The organism is Thermaerobacter sp. PB12/4term (assembly GCF_003403315.2).
Classification (GTDB): domain Bacteria; phylum Bacillota; class Sulfobacillia; order Thermaerobacterales; family Thermaerobacteraceae; genus Thermaerobacter.
Map to the genome: position 1 here is coordinate 1,475,391 of NZ_CP048407.1, position 22,083 is coordinate 1,497,473.

General features: G+C 74.4%; 13 protein-coding genes and 1 other RNA gene. 1 reads left to right on the forward strand and 13 read right to left on the reverse strand.

What is annotated here, in order from left to right; genetic code table 11:
* Nucleotides 1–209: 209 nt before the first annotated feature.
* From trxA to secD, 11 genes are all read right to left on the reverse strand, one after another.
* Nucleotides 210–539, reverse strand: coding sequence for a thioredoxin (trxA, locus tag DYI95_RS06155; RefSeq protein ID WP_116900648.1), 330 nt, complete (start codon nt 537–539; stop codon nt 210–212).
* Nucleotides 540–998: 459 nt separating this feature from the next.
* Nucleotides 999–1,185, reverse strand: a non-coding RNA gene (ssrS, locus tag DYI95_RS06160) — 6S RNA.
* Nucleotides 1,186–1,279: 94 nt separating this feature from the next.
* Complete coding sequence (gene aspS / locus DYI95_RS06165; protein WP_116900647.1) at nt 1,280–3,127, reverse strand: aspartate--tRNA ligase; 1,848 nt, start codon at nt 3,125–3,127, stop codon at nt 1,280–1,282.
* Nucleotides 3,124–4,437 carry a histidine--tRNA ligase gene (hisS, locus tag DYI95_RS06170; protein ID WP_116900646.1) on the reverse strand — a complete coding sequence of 438 codons (1,314 nt, stop codon included), beginning with the start codon at nt 4,435–4,437 and terminating at the stop codon, nt 3,124–3,126. The genes aspS and hisS overlap by 4 nt, the downstream gene beginning before the upstream one ends.
* A 190-nt stretch (nt 4,438–4,627) precedes the next feature.
* Complete coding sequence (gene dtd / locus DYI95_RS06175) at nt 4,628–5,083, reverse strand: D-aminoacyl-tRNA deacylase (protein WP_116900645.1); 456 nt, start codon at nt 5,081–5,083, stop codon at nt 4,628–4,630.
* Between the two features lie 62 nt (nt 5,084–5,145).
* Entirely contained in the window at nt 5,146–7,344 is a 2,199-nt protein-coding gene (locus DYI95_RS06180) for a bifunctional (p)ppGpp synthetase/guanosine-3',5'-bis(diphosphate) 3'-pyrophosphohydrolase (RefSeq protein ID WP_116900644.1), read from the reverse strand.
* Between the two features lie 61 nt (nt 7,345–7,405).
* Nucleotides 7,406–9,778, reverse strand: a complete 2,373-nt coding sequence (recJ, locus tag DYI95_RS06185) for a single-stranded-DNA-specific exonuclease RecJ (RefSeq protein ID WP_116900643.1) — start codon at nt 9,776–9,778, stop codon at nt 7,406–7,408.
* A gap of 188 nt (nt 9,779–9,966) precedes the next feature.
* Complete coding sequence (locus DYI95_RS13060; RefSeq protein WP_116900642.1) at nt 9,967–12,657, reverse strand: VWA domain-containing protein; 2,691 nt, start codon at nt 12,655–12,657, stop codon at nt 9,967–9,969.
* Nucleotides 12,654–14,882, reverse strand: coding sequence for an AAA family ATPase (locus tag DYI95_RS06195; RefSeq protein ID WP_116900641.1), 2,229 nt, complete (start codon nt 14,880–14,882; stop codon nt 12,654–12,656). Before DYI95_RS06195 ends, DYI95_RS13060 begins: the two co-directional genes overlap by 4 nt.
* 526 nt (nt 14,883–15,408) lie before the next feature.
* Nucleotides 15,409–16,296, reverse strand: coding sequence for a protein translocase subunit SecF (gene secF, locus DYI95_RS06200; RefSeq protein ID WP_116900640.1), 888 nt, complete (start codon nt 16,294–16,296; stop codon nt 15,409–15,411).
* Nucleotides 16,293–17,540 (reverse strand): protein translocase subunit SecD, encoded by a 1,248-nt coding sequence (gene secD / locus DYI95_RS06205; protein ID WP_116900639.1) that lies wholly within the window; start codon nt 17,538–17,540, stop codon nt 16,293–16,295. The genes secF and secD overlap by 4 nt, the downstream gene beginning before the upstream one ends.
* A gap of 635 nt (nt 17,541–18,175) precedes the next feature.
* Between secD and DYI95_RS06210 the strand changes: the two genes are divergently transcribed.
* The gene (locus tag DYI95_RS06210) at nt 18,176–18,613 is read left to right on the forward strand and encodes a hypothetical protein (protein WP_116900638.1); all 438 of its coding nucleotides are present in this window, start codon (nt 18,176–18,178) and stop codon (nt 18,611–18,613) included.
* Between the two features lie 30 nt (nt 18,614–18,643).
* Here the strand turns inward: DYI95_RS06210 and DYI95_RS06215 are convergent, their stop codons facing one another.
* Nucleotides 18,644–19,948 (reverse strand): MFS transporter, encoded by a 1,305-nt coding sequence (locus DYI95_RS06215; RefSeq protein WP_116900637.1) that lies wholly within the window; start codon nt 19,946–19,948, stop codon nt 18,644–18,646.
* Between the two features lie 68 nt (nt 19,949–20,016).
* On the reverse strand, nt 20,017–22,059 hold the full coding sequence (selB, locus tag DYI95_RS06220; RefSeq protein WP_116900636.1) for a selenocysteine-specific translation elongation factor: 2,043 nt from the start codon (nt 22,057–22,059) through the stop codon (nt 20,017–20,019).
* Between the last annotated feature and the right edge of the window lie 24 nt (nt 22,060–22,083).

Here is a 22,083-nt window from a genome sequence, read left to right on the forward strand (position 1 = left end):
AAAGCCGCTGCGGCCGGCCCGGCTCCCTGGCGACTCGCCCCCCGCTGCGGGCGGTGGCCCCGCCCCTCTCCCCCGATCGTGCCCGCCCATGGCCCAGCCTCCCGCTCCGGCCCCCACGCCCCCGGGTTCCAAGGATCCCCGCCGGCCCGCAATACACGGGCGGGGCTGCGGCCCTGGCGACCGCAGCCCCGCGGCGTGGCCGGTTCCCCTCAGCCGATGGCCTTGAGGATCTCCTGCTCCAGCTCTTCCTTGGGACGGAAGCCCACGATGCGGGCCACGGGCTGGCCGCCCTTGAAGACCAGGAGGGTGGGAATGGACATGACGCCGTAGCGGCCGGCGATGACGCCGTGGTCGTCCACGTTCAACTTGGCGACCTTCAGCCGGCCGGCATATTCCTGCGCAATCTCCTCCACGATGGGAGCGATCATGCGGCACGGGCCGCACCAGGGCGCCCAGAAGTCGACCAGCACCGGCTGGTCGGACTGCAGTACCTCCGCGTCGAACTGGTCGGCGGTGAGATCCAGAATGCCCGCTGCCATGCCTGCGCCTCCTTCTTCCTGACCCTGGGGCCGCTGGCTGGCGCCTGCCGGCCCCGGGGGCCGGGCGCCGCCAGCGGCGGTGCCGGCCTATCCCCAGCCCCGCACCCCGGGACCCGCAGCCCGGGCCCTGCACGCCAGGGGAAAACCCGGGGAATCGCGGCGGGCCGAAGCCGCGGGCGCCACCGGCGAGCCATGGGCGGCACCGGCGCCCGGACCGCGAGGACCCGGCACCGGCGTCCGCCCCGCAACCGGCGGTCCCGACGCCGGGGGTCCCGAGGCCGGCGCCGATCCTGCCGGCCGGTCTGGGTACAGCACCATCTTAAACCACAATGGCCGGGCCGGGACAACGGCCCGGCCACCGGCGCCACCGGGCTCTCCCCGCCAGGGCACCGCCCGGCGGCACGCCGTACAAAACACAAAACCGGCCGGGCCCTTGCCCGGCCGGATGCCTTTCAAAAGGCACACCCCGCGTGTGCCGTGGCGCCAGAGTCTTTGAACCCGCTCCCCCACAGGTGGGTGCCCTCCCACGACCGTCTTGCCCGTCCCCTGACCGTGGGGGCATGGACGCAGGCCGCGGAGAGCCGGGCTCCCTTTGTCTTGGTGTTGGATCAAGACTTCTTGCACACCACGCGCACCGCAGGGTGGCTCGTGCCGCTCCGCTCGTGCGCCTTCATCGTAGCACGGGCCCCCGGCCCCTTCAACGGTGAAAGGCTGGAGATGGCCGGCGCCGCGGGCCGGGCTTACCGCTGCTGGATGCGCAGGTGCAGCTCCTCCAGCTGGCCGGGGTCCACCTCCGCCGGGGCGCCGGTCAGCGGGTCGACCGCGCGGGCCGTCTTGGGGAAGGCGATGACGTCCCGGATGCTGGACGCCCCCGCCGCCAGCATCACGATGCGGTCGAAGCCGAAGGCGATGCCGCCGTGGGGCGGCGGGCCGTACTCAAAGGCTTCCAGGAGGAAGCCGAAGCGCTCCCGGGCCTTCTCCGGGGGCAGGCCGATGGCCCGGAACACCCGCTCCTGCACGTCCCGCCGGTGGATCCGGATGCTGCCGCCGCCGATCTCGTAGCCGTTGAGCACCAGGTCGTACGCCCTGGCGCGCACGCCGGCCGGATCCGACTCCAGGCGGTCCAGATCCTCGTCCCGGGGCGAGGTGAAGGGGTGATGGCGCGCTACGTAGCGCTGCTCGTCCTCGTCCCACTCCAGCAGGGGGAAGTCCACCACCCAGGCGAAGGCCCATTCCTTGACCCGCGGCCACTCCAGCCGCTCCGCCAGCTGCAGACGCAGCTTGCCCAGCACCACCGAGGCCCGCTCGGGCTCGTCCGCCGCCAGCAGGACCAGGTCGCCCGCCTTGAGCTCCAGCCGGCCGGCCAGGGCGGCTCGTTCCTCCGGAGTGAAGAACTTCACCACCGGACCCCGCCAGGTCTCAGGATCGGGTTCCGGCACCGCGATCCAGGCCACGCCCGGGCTGCCCGCGGCCCGGGCCGCCTCGTTGAGGGCGTCCAGCTCCTTGCGGGACAGGGCCGCACCGCCCGGTGCGCGCAGGGCCCGCACCGCCCCGCCGGACGCCAGGGCCGCCTGGAACCCGCGAAAGCCGGTCCGGACGAACACGTCGCTGACGTCCACCACGGCAGGCTCGTAGCGCAGGTCCGGCTTGTCGCTGCCGTACCGGGCCATGGCCTCGGCGTAGGTCAGCCGCGGCAGGGGCAGGGGGACCTGAACGCCCAGCAGCTCCTGCCACAGCTCGGCTATCATGCCCTCCGCCATGGCCAGCACGTCCTCCACGTCGACGAAGCTCATCTCCACGTCGATCTGGGTGAACTCGGGCTGCCGGTCGGCGCGCAGGTCCTCGTCCCGGAAGCAGCGCACGATCTGGAAGTAGCGCTCGATCCCGCCCACCATCAAAAGCTGCTTGAACAGCTGGGGCGACTGGGGCAGCGCGTAGAAGCGCCCGGGATACAGGCGGCTGGGCACCAGGTAGTCGCGGGCCCCCTCGGGCGTGCTCCGGGTGAGCATGGGGGTCTCCACCTCGAGGAAGCCGTTGCGGTCGAAGTACCGGCGCACCACCTGGTAGGCCCGGTGGCGCAGCCACAGATTGCGGAACATGGCCGGCCGCCGCAGGTCCAGGTAGCGGTAGCGCAGCCGCAGGCCCTCGTCCACCTCGGCGGCGGCATCGAGCTCAAAGGGCGGCGTCTTGCTGGTCGCCAGGATCCAAAGCTGGGCGGGCACCAGTTCCACCTCGCCCGTGGCCAGCCGCGGGTTGACCGCCTCCGGCGCCCGGCGGCGCACGGTGCCCCGGGCGGCGACGACGAACTCGGCCCGCAGCCCTTCCGCCGCCTGCACCACCTCCGGCGGCGCTTCCGCCCGGTTGATCACCAACTGCAGGCGCCCCGTGCGGTCGCGCACCTCGACGAAGCGCAGCCCGCCCAGGTCCCGCACCCGGTGGACCCAGCCGGCCACCGTCAATGTCCGGCCCACGTGCTCCGGTCGCACCTCGCCGCATCCCAGGTCCCGGCCCATGCGATCCCCCCGCCAGGAACTGAGGGCCGGCGCCAGGGCGGCCCCTTCCCGGCCGGATTCGTCCATCGCCGTCATGCCCGGTCCACCTCCGCCGATCCCCTCGTCTCCGCCGCGCCGGCCTCGACCCCCGACCGGAGGACCGCGGCCAGCTCCCCCAGGGGCACCGGCCGCTGCCGGCCCGACGCCAGCTCCCGCACCGCCGCCTCGCCGCGGGCCCACTCGTCATCCCCCAGGATGACGGCATAGCGCACTGGGAGCCGCCCGGCGGCCCGCAGCTGGGCCTTGAGGCTCCGGCCTACATGGTCCATGTCCACGGCCAGGCCCTGGCGGCGCAGCTCCTGCACCAGGGCCAGGACCCGCGCCCGCGGCACCTGGCCCGTCACCGCCACGAAGGCGTCCAGGGGCCGGCGGGCCCCCGGCTGGCGACCCGCCGCCTCCAGGGTGAGCAGGAGGCGCTCCAGGCCCATGCCGAAGCCCACGCCCGGCGTGGGCGGCCCGCCCAGGAGCTCGATCAGGCCATCGTAGCGGCCGCCGCCGCAGACGGTGTCCTGGGCGCCCAGGCCGCCGTACTTGATCTCGAAGACGGTCCGGGTGTAGTAGTCCAGCCCGCGCACCAGGCCGGGGTCGAGCCGGTAGGCGATCCCCAGGGCGTCCAGTGCCGCCTGCAGCTCGTCAAAGTGGGCCCGACAGTCTTCGCACAGGTAGTCCACCGTGCGGGGCGCCCCGGCCTTGTGGGGCTGGTCCGCCGGCAACTTGCAGTCCAGCAGGCGCAGCGGGTTGGTCTCCAGCCGCGCCCGGCAGTCGGCGCACAGCTCCGCCGCCCGGGGCCGGTAATAGTCCAGCAGCGCCTGCCGGTAACGGGGGCGGCAGGCGGGGCAGCCGATGCTGTTGAGGTGCACCTCCAGGCCCTCCAGCCCCAGCTCCGCGAAGAGGGTCATGGCCAGCGCGATCATCTCCGCATCGGCCGTCGCCTCCCCCGCCCCGAAGATCTCGGCGCCGAACTGGACGTGCTGGCGGTAGCGCCCCGCCTGGGGCCGCTCGTGGCGGAACATGGGCTGGATGTAGAAGAGCTTGACCGGCTGGGGGCCGTTGTGCAGCCCGTTTTCCAGGTAGGCCCGCACCGCCGCCGCCGTGCCCTCCGGCCGCAAGACCAGCTGGCGGTCGCTGCCCGGCGGGGTCAGCACGTACATCTCCTTCTGGACGATGTCCGTCGTCTCGCCCACCGTGCGCTGGAACAGCTCCCGCGCCTCGATGACGGGCGTGCGCAGCTCGCCGAAGCCGAAGCGGGCGGCCACGTGGCGGATGCGGGCCTCAAGGGCCTGCCACCGCGGCGCCTCTTCCGGGGTCACGTCATAGGTGCCTCGGGGTCGCTGGATGCGCTCCAAACCTTTCCCTCCTCGGGCCCGCCGGCCGGTACGCCCGGCGGGCCGGCCATCGCCTGGCTGCCGGCCCTGGGGGCCGGTTCCTCCGGCCGTACCCGCTGCCCCCTACCCGGTGCCGGGCCCGCGCACCCCCCGCCCCGGCGGGCCGCCGGTGGGGCTCCAGCTGCCCGCCGGGCGAGCCCGCCGGCCGGCCCTACGCCCGGCTGTCGAGCCATAAGGTCACCGGCCCGTCGTTGACCAGTTCCACCTGCATGTCGGCGCCGAACCAGCCCGTCTGAACGAACAGGCCCCGCGCCGCCAGGGCCTCGGCCACCGCCCGGTAGAGGGGCTCGGCCTCCCCGGGGGGCGCGGCGGCGCTGAAAGAAGGCCGCCGCCCCCGCCGGCAATCCCCCAGCAGGGTGAACTGGGACACCACGAGGACGTGGCCCTCCGTGTCCTGGAGGGACCGCTCGAAGTGCTTCCCGCCCGCCGCGCCTTCGCCGGGAAAGATGCGCAGGTTCGCAATCTTTTCGGCCATCCACTCCACGTCGGCCGGCCCGTCGCCCCGTTCCACCCCCAGCAAAACAACGACCCCTCGACCGATGGTGCGAGGGGCTTGTCCGGCGGTGTGCACCGAGGCCCGGGCCACCCGCTGGATCACGGCCCGCATACCCGACCTCCGTTCCCGCTGCTGGTCCCCCGCGGTCCGGCGGCCGCCACGGCCCGCGGCCCTTACCGGTTGACCACCCGCTCCACCCGGATCACGTCCCGCACCCGCTCCAGCTGCCGGCGCAGGTGGTCGAACTGCTCCAGGTTCTGGACCTCCACCACCAGGTCGATGGTGGCCGTGCCGTCCCGGTGGGTGCGGGTGCGCGCCGCCAGGATGTTGCGCCGCGTATCGGCCACCACCGCCGCGATGTCGGACAGCAGCCCCACCCGGTCGTAGCAGTCGATCTCCACCGCCACCGGGAAGGACTGCCCCGCCACCTGGTCCCAGCTGACGTCGATCAGCCGCTGACCGGCCTCGGGGCTCGCCTTGAGCATATTGCAATCGGCCCGGTGGATCGAGACCCCCCGGCCCCGGGTCACGTATCCCACGATGGGGTCGCCGGGAACCGGGTTGCAGCAGCGGGAGAAGCGCACCAGGACATGGTCCAGGCCGCCTACCCGCACCCCTGCGCCGCGCGCCGGTGCGGGCCGGGACCGCCGCACCTCCTCGGGCACGGCCGGGCCGGCCTCGACCCCTTCCCGCGGGGCCCCCTGGCGGCGGTACAGGTCCCGCAGGCGACCCGCCACCTGGCCCGCCGCCACCCCGCCGTAGCCGATACATACCAGCAGTTCCTCGCCGTCCGGCAGGTTGTAGCGGGCGGCCACCTCATCCAGCCAGTCCTTGCGCCAGACCTCCTTCACCGGCAGGCCGTGGGCCCTGAGCTCGTGCTCCAGCATGAGGCGCCCGCGCTCCAGGTTCTCGTCCCGCCGCTGCTTCTTGAGCCACTGGCGGATCCGGCTGCGGGCCGTGGAGGTGCGCACGAACTGGAGCCAGTCGGCGCTGGGACCGCTGGATTGCTTGCTCGTCAGGATCTCGACGATGTCCCCGTTCTTCAGCCGGTAGTCCAGCGGCACGATGCGGCCGTTGACCTTGGCGCCCACGCAGCGGTGGCCGATCTCCGTGTGGATCCGGAAGGCGAAGTCCACCGGGGTGGAACCCGCCGGCAGGTCGATCACGTCCCCCTTGGGCGTGAAGACGAAGACCTCGTCGGAAAAGACGTCGATCTTCAGGGACTCCATGAACTCCCGGGCGTCGCCCAGGTCGTTCTGCCACTCCAGCACCTGGCGCAACCAGGCCAGCTTGGCGTCGAAGTCCTTGTCGGTACGCCCCCGCTCCTTGTACCGCCAGTGGGCGGCGATGCCGTACTCGGCGGTGCGGTGCATGTCCCAGGTGCGGATCTGGATCTCGAAGGGCTCGCCCTGGGGCCCGATCACCGTGGTGTGCAGGGACTGGTACATGTTGGACTTGGGGGTGGCGATGTAGTCCTTGAAGCGGCCGGGCAGCGGCCGCCAGATGGTGTGGACCACGCCCAGCGCCCCGTAGCAGTCCTTCACCGTGTCCACGATGACCCGCACGGCGATCAGGTCGTAGATCTGGGACAGGTCCTTGCCCTGCTCGTACATCTTGCGGTAGATGCTGTAGAAGTGCTTGGCCCGCCCCTGGATGTCCGCCCGGATGCCGGCCTCGGTCAGCTTGGCGCGTAGGGTGCGGATGATCACCTGGGCCAGCTCTTCCCGCTCCGCCCGCTTGCGGGGGATGCGCTCGGACAGCTCCCGGTAGCGCTCGGGCTCCAGGTAGCGCAGGGCCAGGTCTTCCAGTTCCCACTGGATCTGGGACATGCCGAGGCGGTGGGCCAGGGGCGCGAAGATCTCCAGGGTCTCCCGTGACTTGGCGATCTGCTTCTCCCGCGGCACCACGGCCAGGGTGCGCATGTTGTGCAGGCGGTCGGCCAGCTTGATCAGCACGACCCGGATGTCCCGGGCCATGGCCAGGAACATCTTGCGCAGGTTCTCCGCCTGCTCTTCCAGGCGGGTGCGCCACTCGATCTGGTTGAGCTTCGTCACCCCGTCCACCAGCAGGGCCACTTCGGGGCCGAACTCCCGCTCCACCTGTTCCAGGGTGACCGGGGTGTCTTCCACGGTGTCGTGGAGCAGGGCCGCCACCAGGGTGGCGGCATCCAGCTCCAGATCGGCCAGGATGAGGGCCACCGCCAGGGGGTGCTCGATGAAGTCCTGGCCCGAGGCCCGCTTCTGCCCCTGATGGGCCGCCTTCCCGAACTCGAAGGCGCGGCGCAGCCAGTCCAGGTCCTCCGGGCCGAGATACCGCCCGGCCCGGCGGATCAGCTCATCGGGTGTGACGGAAGGCTGCAGCTCCACGGCCACGGGCCTGCACCCCCTTTCCTCCGGCCAGGTCGCCCGTCCGGCCGTTCCGGCGCCCGCAGGCTCAGGCGCCGCCCGGCGCGTCTTGTCCCCCGGGACCGCCCCGGCTCCCTGCGCCCGGCCCGTTGATGCTTCCCCGCAGCCCTTTGGCGTTTCTTATCAGTTCATTGTATCCCAGAGGGAGCGGTACAGCCAGAGGCTGGGCCAGCACCTCTTCGGCTTCCCCCCAGCGGCCTGCAGCCAGCGCGGCGGCCACGCGGTCCAGCACCTGGCGGCGCAGGGTCCCGGTGCGGTAGCGGGGGCTGCGGTTGAGGTCGAAGGCCTTCTGTCCCCGCGGTGCCAGCACCCACGCCCCGCCGGCGACCGCCGCTGCCTCCGGCCCGGCACCCGAAGGTACCGCCGGCGGGGGACTGCCTGCAGGCCCGCCGGGTGGCCGTCCCGGCCCGCCGCCGGCGCCGCCCGCCGGTGCCAGGACCCCGGCTTCCCGCAGGATCTCCAGGGCAGCCTGCAGGGTATGGCGCGGCCACCCGGGCAGCCGGGCGGCCAGGGCGTCCAGGAGGGCCCGAGGCCCCGCAGGCAGGAGCCAGCCCCCTGAGGTTGGGGCCGCCTGCCCTTCCCTTGCGCGGGCGACTTCCTCCAGGGCGGTGTAGACCTGTACCAGGGCCGCACGGTCAGGGTAAAGCTCGGCCGTCCATCGCCGCCGCCGCTCCAACTCGGCGGCCAGCCACGCCGCCCGGGCAGGTTCGGCCGGGCGCAGGTCCTGGACCCTGAGATCGACCCGCAGGTTGCCACGGTAAGCGTCGACCCGGGGCCGCACGGCCACCTCCACCTGGGGCACCTGGGCCACCTGGCGTGCCAGCTCGCCCAGACCGAAGGCCACCGCCGACCAGCCGCCCGGCCATTCCAGCCGCAGGTGCTCGCCGCCCCCCACCACCCGGGCCACGGCGGGCGGCAGATCCGCCAGGGCGATCACGGGTTCGGGGTTGCCTTCCCCGAAGGGGGCGAGCCGCTCCAGCTGGCGCACGGCCTCCAACGTCAGTTCCTCCGGGCGGGCCACGGCGTCCACTTCCACCAGCGGCACTCGCTGGGCTGGGCTCAGGGACCGGCGCGCCTCCGCCGCCAGCCGCTCCCCCAGCTCGCGCCACCGGGCGGCCGGCAGGGTGAACCCTGCCGCCTGGGCATGGCCGCCGAAGCGGGCAAAGAGCCCGGAGCAAGACGCCAGCGCCCGGAACAGGTGGAACCCGGCGATGCTGCGCCCCGAACCGGTGATCCATTCGGCCTGCTGGCGGCCCACCAGGGCCGGGCGGTGGAACAGGTCGACCAGGCGGGACGCCACGATCCCCAGCACCCCCTGGTGCCAGCCCGGGTGGGCCAGGGCGATCACCTCGTCGCCGTACAGCCCCTCGCCCCGCTCCAGGCGCTGCAGGGCCTGCCCGAGGGCCAGGTCTTCCTGCTGGCGGCGCAACCGGTTGAGCTGGTCGACGGCCAGGGCCAGGGCCCGGGCCCGCTCCCGCTGGTCGGTGGCCAGGAGCTCCCACGCCTGGTAGGCGGAGCCCATGCGGCCGGCCGCGTTGAGGCGCGGCGCCAGGATGAAGGCCACCCCGTGGGCGTCGAGCCGCGTGTCCCCCAGGCCCGCCACCTCCGCCAGCGCCGCCAGCCCCGGCAGGGGCGACGCGGCCAGCTCGGCCAGACCCCGCTGCACCAGGGTCCGGTTCTCGTCCTGGAGGGGGACCACGTCGGCCACCGTGGCCAGGGCAGCCAGCTGCCACCAGACGGGGGAAGCCGGTTCGTCCCCCAGCAGGGCCTGCAGCAGCTTGAAGACCACGCCGGTGCCGCAGAGGCCGCGCCAGGGGTAGCGACTGTCCGGACGGTGGGGGTTGATCACCGCCAGGGCCGGCGGCAACTCGCCCTGCAGCTGGTGGTGATCGGTGACGATGACGTCCAGCCCCCGGCGCGCCGCCTCGCCCAGCGGCCCGTGGGCCGCGATGCCGTTGTCCACGGTGATGAGCAGGGACGCGCCCATGGTCTGGGCGGCCTCCAGCGCCCCCGGCGGGACGCCGTAGCCCTCCCCGTGCCGGTCGGGGATGTAGACCTGCACCCGGGCGCCGGGCTCGAAATCCTGCAGGCCGCGGTAGAGCAGAGCCGCCGCCGCCACCCCGTCCACGTCGTAGTCGCCCACGATCAGGATCCCCTCGTCCCGGGCCAGGGCGGTCCGGATCCGCGCCACCGCCGCCTCCATACCGGGCAGCAAGAAGGGATCGTGCAGCAGGGGGTAGCCGTCCAGCAGGCGGCGGGCGGCCGCCACGTCCGTCCAGCCGCGGGCGGCCAGCACGCGGGCCGTCAGGGGAGCCACCTCCAGGGCCCGGGCCAGCCGCTGGGCAGCGGCCGGATCGGCCGGACGAACCTGCCAGCGGCGGCCCACCAGGGGAACCCTCACCGGTCCCGTCCCCCGCGGCGGCGGCCTCGGCGCCGGTCTTGACGCGGGTCTTGAACCCTTCCTGCCAGACTCGAGGTGCCAGAAGATGGCACGGGCATCGCCTCCACAGGGAGGCGGTCTTCGACAGGCAGGGGGGTGTTCCTGCGCCGGGCCCCTTGCGGGTGCGCCGGAGCCCCTCGGGCCGGAGGTCAGGGCCGGGCGCGCTCCTTCCGCTGGGCCCGTTCCCGGTGGACGATGGAGATCAACGTATCCCGCTCCAGCTCGTCGACCACATAGAGCCGCCCGCCGGCCACCCGCACCAGTTCCCGCAGGTACCGCTCGTTGGGCTGAAGGCCGATGCAGGTGAAACCCACCCGGCCGAAGCGCCCCGCGCCCAGCTGCCGGGCCACCTGCACCGCATCCTCCAGCGGGTTCGCCGTCCGGTAGGGGACGGTGGGGATGCCGTCGGTGACGAGCACCAGCAGGGGGTTGCGCGCCCGGCTCTGGGCGAGGTAGAGCAGGGCCACCTCCAGGCCCTGCGCCAGGGGGGTCAGGCCGTAGGGCTGGATCTGGCTGAGGCCGCGTTCGACCCGGCTGGTGTTGCGGGTCAGGGGCACCTGGACCTGCACCACCCGCTCCTGGAAGGTGATGACCGCCACCCGGTCGCGGGTGGAGACCAGAAGCTGCTGGGCCAGGTCCTTGGCGGCCCGGATGCGGTTTCCCGCCATGCTGGCGCTGGCGTCCAGCACCAGGCAGACGTCCACGGGGTGCCGGCGCAGGCGGCGGTACAGCCGCAGATCCTGGGGCTGGACGCGCAGGGGCAGGCCGCCCCGGGCCAGGGCCGCCATCACCGACTCGGCCACGGCCAGGCCGTCGCCCCCGGCTCCCGGTTCCCAGGGGCGCACCACCCGCCGGTTGGCCTGCCGGCCCCGCTCGTCGTCGTATACCGTGACCGGGCTGTGGCCAGGTCGCGGATCGGGCCGCGCCGGCCGCACCCGCAAGAGCCGTCGCAGGGCGGTGCGCACGGTGCCCGGCTCCTCCAGCAGGTAGGCCAGCAATTCCCACCCCTGGGGGCTCAGGCGGTAACGCTCCCCGTCCCGCTCCACCAGCCCCGCCTCGCGCAGGTCGTTGAGCCAGCGGCGCAGGTCCTCGTAGCTGGCGCCGGGAAGCTGCAGGTCCCGCATGGAGGCGCCCGGCCCCAGCCGTTCCAGCAGGGCGGCGCCCAGATCGACCCCCGTCTCCCGCAGCCAGCTCAGGGAGCGCGCCAGCAGGCGGTGGCGGCGGGCCAGCCCCCCGGGGCTCGCGGCAGCTCGGGACAGCGGGCCGCCCGCGCCGGAAACCGCCTCCCCGCCGGACGAACCGGCCGCCGGCCCGCCCCCGGGTCCCTCCGAGCCGGGCCCGGGGGCGGGCCCTTGCCGATTCGCCAGGCCCGATCCGGTGCCGGTGCCCTCCGGCGGCCGCGGCCCGCCCCCCGCCGTGGGGTGGGCGGCGCCGTTCCGGGGAAGGCTACCCGGGGAGGAGGAAGACCCGCCCTCTCCCGGCGTCCGGTGCCGTCCGGGCACCCCCCGGAACAACGGGGTTTGGGACCCCCACGGGTCCGGGTGCCCCTCCGGCCCGGTCCCCGCGCTCGGCTCCCCAGCCGCCGGCAGGAACCCCTCGGGGAGGCCGCCGGTGCCGGCCGGGCGGGCGAGCGGGCCCCGCACCGGGCCGGCGGTGGGACCGGTCCCGCCGCTGTCCTCCTCCGCCGGGCCGCGCCGCCAGGCGCGCCAAAGGGCCCGCCAGGGCCCTGGGCCTGCCCGGCCTCTCCCGCTCCGGCCGTCCCGGAAACCCCGCCCGCTGCTCCCCCAGACCGCGTCCGGGCCGCCGACGGGGACTTCCCGCCAGGAACCGGCGCCCCGCAGGCCGGGCGCCAGGTGCCGGGAGGCGCCTCCGTCCCCAGGCTCCCCGGGGTCACCGGTGCCCCCACGGCCCCGCCAGGGCGCGGGACCGCGCAGGATGATCTCCTCCCCCGGGGGAGCCCACCCGTCGGGCCCGCCACCGCCCGGGCTCCCCCCGGTCCCGCCGCCGCGTCCACCGGCCCCACCGACCCCGCCTTCCCCGCCGGCACCGGCGGCACCACCCCATCCCGGCGACCCGGGGGCCCCCTGGGCGCCCCGGGGCGAGGTGCCGCCGCCAAAATCGCCCCACGCACCGCCCCACGTCCCGTTGCCTGCCCCCGGCCGGGGCCGTCCCTCCTCCCGGAGATAGGAGTCGGAAGCCGTCTCGTAGTCGCTGAGGTCCAGGGGCGTCCCGCCGCGACCGCGCACCAGCTCCACCGCATCGACCCTGCGCAGCTCCAGACCGGTTTGCAGCACCGCTTCCTCCACTGCGGCCACGGCGTACACGGCAAACCCCCAGAGGGCGCGGGGCAGGCCGATGGCCAGGTGGACGTGGTTGCGGTGGGCCAGGCGCAGGGACAGCCGGCGACCGTAGATCAGCGACCCCGACGCCCGCCCACCGCCGGTACCGGTCTGCAGGTCGATGAAGTCGGGGATCTGCTCCACGGGCAGGCCGGCCACCCGGTAGGAACCGGCATCCCGCGCGAAGATGCGGGCGGCCCGGCTGAGCTGGCGGGCGACCAGGCGGTGGTCCACCTCCCCCTCGGCATGGAAGATGTCGATGTGCAGGATCTGGCCGGGGTGGGAGCGGCCGTAGAAGACCCGGCCGGCATCGGCGTCCTCCAGGACCTGGACGACCCCCGGCCTGCCCACCACCAGCAGGTGCACGCAGGTGCTGGCCACGGCCGCCTCCCCGATGCTGGCCGCCCCCCGGGGAAGGGCCTGCATGAGGCGGGCCGTCAGGTCGGATTGCCGGCCCAGGCGCTCCGTCAGCCGCTCCAGGCCGGCCACCAGGGGCGTCACGGGTGGCTCCAGGACCGGATGGCCCGGTCCCGCGTCAGTTCCAGCAGTGGCCGGGCCCGGTGGGGCGGCGTGGTGCCCTCCCGGGCGCCGGGCCGGACGGGCCCGACGCCCGGCCCGCTGTAGGGGCGGCCGCTGCCGGCGGGGTGAGCCGGCAGTAGGCCGGCGGAGGCGCCCGCGCCGGAGCCGGGGGCGGGGGCGCCCCCGGCTCCGGCAGCGCTGCCGCGGATTCCGCCGCCCCCGGCGGCGGAATCCGCGGCGGGCCAGGCCCCGGCGGCGCCGTCCCGGCCGGAAAGGCCCGTCGCGCCCGCCGCCGCCGGCCCCCCCGGGCCGCCGGCACCGTGGCCGGCGGCCCGGGAGAGCATCTCCCGCAGCCTGCTCCAGACGCCGCCGGGGCCGGTATCGCCTCCCGCCGCCCCTGGGGCGCCCGCCCTCCATGGGGTTCCTCCCTGCACGGCCGGCGCCCCGGCTTCGTCGAGGTCTTCCGCCCGGGCCCACCCGGCCCCGTCCCCGGGCATCCTGGCCACCGCACCGCCGCCGGGCACCGCCTGCCAGGGCAAGGCGCCGTAGCCCGGGCCTGCACCCGGGGCCGGACCGCCCTCGCCGCCCGGCGGCTCGCCGCGGTGCCGCCCGCCGGTGCCGTCGTTCCGGGTCCCGCCGTCCTCCGCGGCGCGGGCCAGGTACTCGAGGATCTCGCTCAGAACCCCGGCTTCCACCCGGTGACGCAACACGGCGGGCGCGATCTCCAGGACATCGGCCCGCAGCACCTGCCGGCGCCCGGCCCGGGCCGCGTAGAGGGCGGCCCCGTGGCGCCAGGCTTCCAGAGCCCTCAGGCTTTCCAGCCGGAACTGGACGTAGATCTCCGCCAAAAGCTCCAGCAGGGGCTCGGGGAACTCCGGCCGATGGGCGGCGGCTTCCCGCCAGCGGCGGTCCCAGGGGTCGTCCACCGCCCCGGCGCCGGCAGGCCCCCGCTCCCCTCCCCCGCCTGCCATCAGGCCCCGGGCTGCCTGGGGCGCACCCTGCACGGCCGCGGCCGCCACCTCCCCGGCGTCAACCTCCCCGCCGGCCGGACCGCGCTGCACCTCGGCCTTGCCGGTTCCCAGCCCGTTCCACCGCGCCTCGCCTTCCGCGCCGGTCTCCCCGGCGCCCGCCGAGGCGGCCAGATGGCGCGGGGCGGCGGCCCTGGCGGCCCCGGAGGCCGTGTTCAGGTCCCGGCGCGGGCCGGCCCCCGCGACGGGCCGGGCTGCGGGCGTCCCCCCCTCGAGCCGAGCCCTGGACTCCGCCTCCTGCCGCCCGCCACCCGGCTGCCCGGTCTCCTGCTGCCCGGTCTCGTGCTGCTCGGCCTCCTGCTGCCCGGCAGCGGCGGCCCCTTCCCGCGGCGCGGGGGCGCCACCCGCCTCCTGCCAGGGTAGGGCGGTCGGCCGCGCCTCGCGCCCCGGAAGCCCAGCGGCCCGGTTCGGCCCGGTATCCGCCCAGGCGGCCCGGGCCGCTTCGGCCAGCGCCCGGGTGCGGGCTTCGCCCAGCAGCAGGATGCGCTTCACGAGCCACGGCTCTCCTGGCCGCCGCACGTCCAGCACCAGGTCGAACCGGTCGGACAGCTGGCGGCGGATCTCCTCCAGGGGCCCCGGTTCCTCGTCGGGGTTGGACGCGGCCCAGACGGCCACCCGTACGGGGATCTCCACGGGCGGCAACCCCGTCTCCTCGATCTGCAGGCGGCCGGGCTTGGTACCCATCACGTCCAGCAGGCAGTCGGCCAGTTCGGGCGCCACATCGGCCAGGCGGTTGATCTCGTCCACCAGCACGATGCCGCGGTGGGCCTGGGCCAGGGTGCCGGGCAAGAGGGCCGCCTCGGGGCGGCCGGGATCGGTCAGCCGTCCCAGGTCCAGGCTGCCCGTGACCGTCCCCACCTTGGCGGAGGGCGAGATCTCCCGGAAGGGCATGGGAATCCATTCGGTGCCGTGGGCGGCGATCTGGTCCGGGGTCCAGTGGGCGTGCAGCGGGCAGTGGGGGGCCTGGGGATCGCAGTTGTAAGGACAGCCGCGGATGCGCTCGATGCGCGGCAGGATCCGCCGGGCCGCGCGCAGGATGGTGGTCTTGCCCGTCCCCCGCACGCCCTCGGCGTGCAGGTGGAGGGGTTCGCCCCACAGCTGGGCGATGATGGACATCTCCACCGCTTCGAAGAGCTGGCGATTGCCCTCGTGCCGGATGAGGGACGCGTAATCCTGCATGCAGCCACACCCCCGCCCGCCGTGATCGGCATCCCGGAGCGGCGGCTCGCCGGGCCCTCCGTGCCCGGACGAACCCGCCCGGTCCGCCCGCCTCGCCGCCGGGCTACCGGGCGCCGAACACCCGCCCGGAGCCGGACGTGCCGCCTGCCTCCCCGCCCGGCCACCGGGCGTTGACCACTCACCCAGGGCCGACCGGACCGCCCGCCCGCCGGCCCGTCCCAGGGAGGCCCCACCGTCCGGGGCCCCTTCGGCGGCAACGGCTGCGGGTTACTCCCGTACGCAACCTGCGGGGCCACCAGGCCGGAACGGCGGATGCCGGCGGCGCAGGTTAGTCTGGCCGCGCCCTCAAGAAAAAAACCACCGGACCGGAAGGCCCGGTGGTGGCCACGTTTTTCCGTTGTCCGGACGCCGCACCGCGGCCCGGCGGCCGGTGGGTCCGTCCGCCGGGCCGCCCGGCCGGCCGGCAGAACCCCCCAGCCGGGGGCCGCACGCGGCCGGGAACGGCACTGCCGGCCCCGGCCGGTCCCTACCCCGCCGCCCGGGCCTGGGCCTGCCGTCGGGCCGCGCGCTGGCGCAGGACGTACCAGAGGGGGCTCGCCACGAAGATCGACGAATACGTGCCGAACAGGATGCCGAAGAACATGGCGCCCGCGAAGGCCCGGATCGTCTCGCCGCCGAAGGCGAAGACGGCGGCCAGGGCCATCAGGGTGGTGGCGCCGGTCAAGAGCGACCGGCGCAGCACCTGCCGGATCGACCGGTCGACCAGTTCCTCCAGCGGCTCCTTCCGCCGCAGCCGCAGGTTCTCGCGAATGCGGTCGAAGACCACCACGGTGTCGTTGATCGAGTAACCGAACACCGTCAGGATCGCGGCGATGAAGGAGGAGTCGACCTGCCACTGCAAGAGGGCAAAGAGGCCGACCACCATGAACACGTCGTGCAGCATGGCCAGGATGGCCGCCACCGCGAACCAGAACTCGAAGCGCACCGTCATGTAGATGATCATCCCGACGGTGGCCAGCCCCAGAGCCAGCAGGCCCTTTTCCTTAATTTCGCGCCCGATCACCGGGCTGATGCTGTCGAACTGCTCCAACTGGACCGGTGCCACCTGCTTGCCCAGGGCCTCCAGCACCTTCTGCTGGGTGGCCTGGTCCACGTGGGGGGTGCGCACCAGGACGACCCGGCCGCCCTCGGCCAGCTGGACGATGGGGTCTTCCAGGCCCTGTTCCTTCAGCACCGACCGCACCGGACCCGCTTCCACCGGCCGCTCGAAGCGCAGGGTCCAGGCCGCGCCGCCGGTGAACTCCACGTTGTAGTTCAGCCCGCGCACCGCCCAGGCGATCATGCCGGCGGCCAGCAAGAGCAGGCTTAGGGCAAAGGCCACGCCCCGGGTGCGCACGAAGGAGAAGCCCTTCACCGCGCCTCACCCCTCACGCCGAACAGCCGGCCGGGCTGCCGGAAGAGCTCCGCGTCCACCAGGTTCCGCAGGAAGAACCGGGTCAGGGTGATGGCGGTGAACATGCTGGCCACCACGCCGACGGCCAGGGTGACGGCAAAGCCGCGCACCGGTCCGGTGCCCAGGCCGTAGAGGACGGCGGCGGCGATCAGGGTGGTCAGGTTGGAGTCCAGGATCGCCGAGAAGGCGTTGCGGAAGCCGGCATCCAGGGCCGCCCGGATGGTCTTGCCCGCCCTGAGCTCGTCCTTGATGCGCTCGTAGATCAGCACGTTGGCGTCCACGGCCATGCCCACCGACATGACGAAGCCGGCGATGCCGGGCAGGGTCAGGGTGGCGTTGAGCCCGTAGAGGGCGCCGGCGGTGATCAGCATGTAGACGGCCAGCGCCACCACCGCCCAGAAGCCGGGGATCCGGTAGATCACCAGCATGAAGGCTGCCACCGCAGCCGCGCCGACGATCATCGCCTCGACGCTGCGCTGGAGGGAGTCGCTGCCCAGGGTGGCCGACACGGTGCGGTTCTCCACCACCTGCAGGTCGACGGGCAGGGCGCCGTAGCGCAGGGCCACGGCCAAGCGCTGGGCCTCCTCGAAGGTGGGGATGCCGGTGATCTCCGCCCGGCCGTTGGTGATCACGGCACGAACCTCGGGCGCCGAGATCACCTGGTCGTCCAGCACGATGAAGATGGGTCGCTCGAAGAACTTGCGGGTCGCCTCGGCGAACTTCTCCGTGCCCTCGGCGTTGAACTGCAGTTGCACCACGGGGCGGCCGGCCTGGTCGGCCCCCACCTGGATGCCCCCGGCCACCAGCTGGTCGCCGGTCACCACCACGCTGCCGTCGGGACCGCGGAATTCCAGGCGCGCCGTGCGCCCGATGGTCTCGATGGCCTTCTGGGGATCGTCGACGCCGGCCAGCTCGACCACGATGCGGTCCTCGCCCTGGCGCTGGATCACCGGTTCGGCCACGCCCAGGGCGTCCACCCGGTTCCGGATGATCTCCACCGCGTCGTCGATCTTCTCCCGGGTCACGGGGTTGCCGGGCTTGTTCACGCCCTGGAGCACGACCCGCACCCCGCCGGCCAGATCCAGGCCGCGGTTGATGCGGTTCTGCAGCTTGAAGTCCAGCAGCGTCCACGCGGCGATACCGCCCAGGACCGCCAGGCTGGCGATCAGGGCCAGCACCGCCCGCCACCTGCGGCGCGCTCGCATGCCGCCGCCCCCTCCCTGCAACGACTTGGGCCCGAAGCCGCCCCAAGGCGGCCCCGGCTCGCAGCCATACCCGCCGGCACAAAAAAGCGGCCCCGGCCGGGGTCTCCGGTGGCCGCGTCCCCCATGCACCCCGCCCAGTCTCGCCGGAGCCCGGGTCCGGCTGGACGCCACCCCCGGGCCGCCTGCGGCCGGACCGGTCCGCCTTCGGGCCGGGCCTGCGTTCGGGCCGGGGCCCCAGGCGGGGCACCAGCCCCGGGAACCCGGCGCGCCCAGGGCGGGACCCTCGCGGCGCTCCACCCGGCGGCCGCTGCGGAAGGCGGCGGCCGGTGCCGGCGGCCATCCCCCGCGAGCCGCCGCGAGCGGCGGCCGGCGCTACCGCGACCGGCGACGGCCGGCGGAAAAACCAGGGGCCGCAAAATCCGAAGCCGATTATAACACCGCACCCCGGGCCCTTGAAGCCGTGGTTTCCCAGGGGGGTCCGCAGGGGAACCTTGTGACCAGCGGAGGGCGGCCGGGGACCAGGCCCCCGGCAGCCCCTCGCCCCGCCGGCCGGCGTCCTCCCTCCGGGCGGTGCGCGCCGGCCCGGAGCCCGGCGGCGCCCCGGCGGAGAAGCTGCCACCAGGAGGAATGGAACCATGACGCCACCCGATCGGTCCGGAAACCCCGCGCGGGAGGACCCGTCCGGAGGAGCCCCCGTCCCCCGGCCCGGCGCCCTGCGGCGGGAGCCCCACTTCCAGCAAGCGGCCGTCCTGGCGAGCTTCCGCGACCCGGATGGTGCGCAGCGCGCCGCCGAGGCGCTGAAGGCCGCCGGCTACCGGAACGTGCAGATCGACCGGCTGCAACCGGTCCGGGAAGAACGGGGGAACCAGTGGGACCAGCCCGTACCGGATACCCTGACGGGCGCCATGGACCGAGACCGGCGGGCCCTGGCCGCCATGTCCCCTACCGTCAGCGGCTGGTCGGACGATGAGCTGGTGGGGGACATGCCCTACCTGCTCACCGTACCTCTGGAGCCGGGGCAAAGCCGGGACGAGGCGGCCGCCATCGTGCGGCAGCACGGCGGCCGGGTCTAGGGCAGGGCGCCTTGGGCCGGGCGCAGCCCCTCAAGCCCCGCTGGCCGCACGGGCCGGCGCCGGCGCGGGCGCCTGCCGCAGGGCGGGGTGCACAAAGGAGAGGACCGCCGGCACCAGAAACAGCACCGAAATCCCCCACATGGCGCCCGGCAGGGACCCCAGGGCCTGTTCCAGCCAACCCGCCAGCAGCGGGCTGGCCGTCATGCCCACGTAGATCAGGGCGTTGCGCGTGGCCTCGACCCGCCCCAGGTAGGCCGGATCGGTGGCCTCCTGCACCCAGGCCACCTGGGGGGCCAGGAAGGCGGCGTTGCTCACGCCCATCAGGACGTAGGCCGCCATGGCGACCTCGAAATCCCGGGTCCCCGCCAGGATCACCAGGGCCAGCCAGGCCCCCAGGTAGCCCGTGCCGATGATGACGCGGCGCGGCCAGATCTTGCCGCGCCGGGCCACCATGGCATTCCCGGCGATCATGCCGGCACCCATGGCGGCCAGCAGCACCCCCCAGCGCTCGGGGGGCACCCGGAGCAGGGCCGGTACGGCCTTCTGCATCAGGGCGTTGGCACCGTTGGCGCCCCAGGCGAAGCTGCCCATCAGCAGCAGCAGGGCCCACACCGTCCGGTTCTGGCGGTGGTAGCGCAGTCCCGCCACCACGTCCTGCCAGACGCCGGCCGCCCCGCGGGCCGGAGCCCGCCCGGCTCGGGCCCTCTCATCCAGGGGCAGGCCGGCCAGCTGCCACGCCGAAATGAGATAGGACAGGCTGTCCAGCCAGAAGGCCGGCGCCATGTACAGCACGGGGTGAAGGGCGCGCCCCGCCGCAATCAGCGCCGTGGCGCCCACCGGCGCCAGGATGTCGATGAAGGACCGGGTCGCCGAATGGTAGGCGTTGGCCTCCAGAAGCGCATCCCGGCTGACCACCGCGGGCAACGTGCTCCGCCAGGCCGGGAAGAAGAAGGTGCTGGCCGTGCCCAGGGCCAGGGCGGCCAGATACACCTGCCACAGCTCGTCTGCAAAGGGCACCAGGAGCACCACGGCGGCGCGCACCAGGTCGCTGGCCACCATGACCCGCCGGCGCGGCCAGCGGTCGGCCAGGGCGCCGGCCAGCAAGCCGAAGACCGCCTGGGGCAAGTGCTGCATCATCAGCACGATGCCGATGGCCATGGGCTGGTGCGGAAAGCGGTCCAACACCAGCGTGGCCAGGGCGACGGCGCTGAACCGGTCGCCCGCCCAGGACACGGCCATGGCCAGCCAGTAGCGGCGGTAGGCATGGAACCGCTGGAGCATCTCAAAGAACCCGTACGACTTCACGCCACCTGGCGAATCCCCCGCTTGACCCAACGGATCCGTCCTCCCCACTGTCCCTTGGTGCTTCCCGCCATGGGATTCGGTGTCGCCAGTGACACTTCCTACCTGTTCAGGTCCCGATTTGGGGAGGGATCCCACTGCCCTCCCGTCCCTGGCGGCCCCGCCGCCGGGACCGCGCCGCCTCCGGCCGGCTCTTCGGGCCCGACCAGCAGCTGGCGGCGGTCGCCCTCCCTCCGGGTCCAGCGCCGCCGGTCAAAGTACTCCAGCAGCGGCAGCGCCCACTTGCGGGTCACGCCCAGGGCATCCCGCGCCTCCGCCACGGTGAACGGGCCCACCCGCCGTTGCAGATCCGCCAGCCGGTTCCGGGCATCGGCAAGGGCCGCAGGGGTGAGCCAGAGTCCGGGTGCCACGCGCACCAGCCGGCCGCGGTGCTCCAAAAGGGCCAGCAGGGCCTCCACGTCTTCCTCCGGAAGCCCCGCTGCGGCCGCCGCGGCCTCCGGCCGGTCAGGCGGCGCCAGGTGCGCCTCGCGGTAGACGGCCTCCAGGCGCTCCAGCCGGGCTTGCACACCGGGGTCTCCACCGGGTCGCCAGCCGGGCCGGTGGAACCGGTCCTCGTCGAGGGCCAGGCGGCCCTCCGCCAGCCAGTGTTCCAGCAGCGCCTGGCCGGCGGCGGGATCGCCTCCGGCCTGCAGGGCGTGGAGCAGGGCATCCCGCCGCATTCCCCGGTCCAGGGGATGCTCCTGGTGATAGGCATCCAGCACCTCCGCCAGCCGGCGCGCCAGGCGGTCCAGGGCGCCCGGGTGGATCCAGACCCCCTGCCCCAGGGAGCGCGCGTCGCCGGCCCGCCGGGCGGCCTGCAGCCAGGCTTCCACCCGGGGTGCAGGCTGGCCGGTTTCGCGTGCCAGGCCGGCCACCGTCACGGGGCGCCCGGCCCAGGCCAGCCGGGCCGCCAGGGCGCGGGCCGGTTCGTCCGCAAGAAAGGCATCGAGCCAGCGGGCCGGGCGCTGGCGCCGGGTCCATTGCCGGCCGGTGTCGGCCACGATGCCGCCGCCCGCGGTGCGCGGGGGAGAGTAGGTGCGCAGGAGGAAGCGGTCGCCCGGGGCCACGACCAGGGGTGCCTCCAGCCGGATCGCCACCCAGCCTTCCTCGCCCGGCGCCCAGGGATGGGCGGGCTCCAGCAGGCGCACCCGGCCCAGCACCTCGGCCGCACCGGCGTGGACCCGTACCCGTTCCTGGTGGCGCAGGGGCCAGGGTGCCCGGGGCAGCCACCGGGCGCGTCCCGCCAGCCATGTGGTGGCGGCCAGCGTCCCGGGTTGCAGGACCACCTGGCCGCGCTGCAGCCTGTGGTGGTCGACCCCGGCCAGGTTGACGGCCACCCGCTGCCCGGCCACGGCCCGTTCCACCGCCCGGCCGTGCACCTGCAGCTGGCGGATGCGCGCCTCCTGGCCCCCTGGTTCGATGACCACCCGCTGGCCGGCCTCCAAGGTGCCGGAGACCAGCGTGCCGGTGACCACCGTCCCGAAGCCGGCGACGGTGAAGACCCTGTCGATGGGAAGGCGCGGCAAGCCGCCGGCATCCCGGACGGGGACGCGGGCCGCGGCCTCCTCCAGCGCCGCCAGGAGCCGGTCCAGACCGGTGCCGGCCGGTGGTGCGACCCGCACCAGCGGCGCCCCCTCCAGGAACGTCCCCCGCAGGGCCGCGCGGATGTCCTCCTCCACCAGGTCGAGCCAGGCAGGGTCGTCCACGGTATCGATCTTGGTCAGGGCGATGAGCCCGTGGCGCACGCCCAGGAGCTCGAGGATGTCCAGGTGCTCGACGGTCTGGGGCATGACCCCCTCGTCGGCGGCCACCACCAGCAGCACCAGGTCCATGCCGTGCACGCCGGCCACCATGTTGTGGATGAAGCGCTCGTGGCCGGGCACGTCGACGATGGCCGCGGGCCGGCCGCCGGGCAGCCGGAAGGGCGCGAAGCCCAGATCGATGGAAATGCCGCGCCGCTTCTCCTCCTGGAGGCGGTCGGTGTCCACCCCGGTAAGGGCGCGGACCAGGGTGGTCTTGCCGTGGTCCACGTGGCCGGCCGTGCCGATGACGAAGGGCAACAGGCCGTCGGACGGTTCGGCGTGGGGTTCAGCGGTCGGGATCATGAATGCCATCCTTCCTCGCCAGGG

Coding starts and splice junctions, on each gene's coding strand:
- trxA (WP_116900648.1), bottom strand. CDS start 539: ATGGCAGCGGGCATTCTGGATCTCACCGCCGACCAGTTCGACGCGGAG.
- aspS (WP_116900647.1), bottom strand. CDS start 3,127: ATGACGGCGATGGACGAATCCGGCCGGGAAGGGGCCGCCCTGGCGCCG.
- dtd (WP_116900645.1), bottom strand. CDS start 5,083: ATGCGGGCCGTGATCCAGCGGGTGGCCCGGGCCTCGGTGCACACCGCC.
- DYI95_RS06195 (WP_116900641.1), bottom strand. CDS start 14,882: ATGCAGGATTACGCGTCCCTCATCCGGCACGAGGGCAATCGCCAGCTC.
- secD (WP_116900639.1), bottom strand. CDS start 17,540: ATGCGAGCGCGCCGCAGGTGGCGGGCGGTGCTGGCCCTGATCGCCAGC.
- DYI95_RS06210 (WP_116900638.1), top strand. CDS start 18,176: ATGACGCCACCCGATCGGTCCGGAAACCCCGCGCGGGAGGACCCGTCC.
- selB (WP_116900636.1), bottom strand. CDS start 22,059: ATGATCCCGACCGCTGAACCCCACGCCGAACCGTCCGACGGCCTGTTG.